The organism is Xanthomonas sp. SHU 199 (genome assembly GCF_000364665.1).
GTDB classification, from domain to species: Bacteria; Pseudomonadota; Gammaproteobacteria; order Xanthomonadales; family Xanthomonadaceae; genus Xanthomonas_A; species Xanthomonas_A sontii.
In genome coordinates this window covers 1-1,067 of record NZ_AQOI01000838.1, presented here as the reverse complement: position 1 = coordinate 1,067, position 1,067 = coordinate 1, and the positions used below count along the sequence as shown (strand labels likewise).

The 1,067-nt window shown below is 76.4% G+C and carries 1 pseudogene; it reads right to left on the bottom strand.

Annotated elements, in window-relative coordinates:
* Nucleotides 1–1,067 (bottom strand): annotated as a pseudogene (locus D183_RS0122885) (filamentous hemagglutinin); the annotation flags it as partial.

Sequence of the window (1,067 nt, the reverse complement as noted above, 5' to 3'; positions counted from 1 at the left end):
CCGCCCCCGGCCACGACCTGGGCCTGGTTCTGCAGCGCCCCAGCGCTGCTCAGCGCGAGGTCGCCACGCGATTGCACGGTGCCGGCCAGCGACAGGTCGCCGGCGCTGCGCAGCGCCAGGGTCGTGCCGGCGTCGAGCACGCCGGCCTGGGCGATGCTGGCGCCGTCCAGCGCCAGTGCGCCGCCGGTCTGCACCTGCCCGCTCTGCAGCAACGCGCCCTGCGCGTGCAGCGTGGCGTTGCCGCCGGCCGCCAGGGTGGCGCTGCTGCGCAACTGGCCATCGGCGCTCAACTGCAGATCGCCATCGGTGCGGACCACACCATCCAGCGTGGCGTCGCCCACCGCCTGCAGTTGCGCGCGGCCCGCGGCCAAGGTGCCCGATTGCAGCAAGGCGCCGCCGGCCTGCGCAGTCAGCGCACCCTTCGCCGCCACCTGTCCGGCCAGGGCCAGGTCGCCGCGGCTGCGCAGGGCGACATCGCCGCCCTGGCTGCCGAGTTCGCCGCTGCTGCGCAGTTGCGCCGCGTCCACGCTCAGCGCCGCGCCGGCCACCAGGCTGCCGCTGTTGCTCAGCGCCGCAGTGCTGGCGAGCGTGGCGTTGCGCCCGGCGTAGCTGCCGCCGGTGTTGCCGACGCTGGCCGCGTCGATGCGCAGGTCGCGTCCGGCATACAGGGTGCCGGCGTTGTCGAGCGCGCCCGGCGTCGCCAGCGCGATGTCGCCACCAGCCGAGACCACCGCCCCGGCCGCATTGCCGATCGCCGCCGCGCCCAGGTCCAGGCGCCCGCCGGCGCTGAGCTGGCCGAGCGTGTCCAGGCGGCCGCCGGCCTGCACGCTGGCGTCCTGCCAGGATTGGGCCAGGCCGGACAGGCGCATGTCGGTATCGCTGCGCAGGCTGAGGCCGGTGCCGGCGTCGAGCACGCCGGCCGCATCGATCCGCGCCGCCTGCACCGCAAGGCTGCCGGCGCTCTGCACTGTGCCGCCCTGCTGCAGCCAGGCTGCGCCGGCCTGCAGCTGCGCTGCGCCCCCGGCGTAGGCGCTGCCGCTGCTGCGCAACTCGCCGCTGGCACTCAG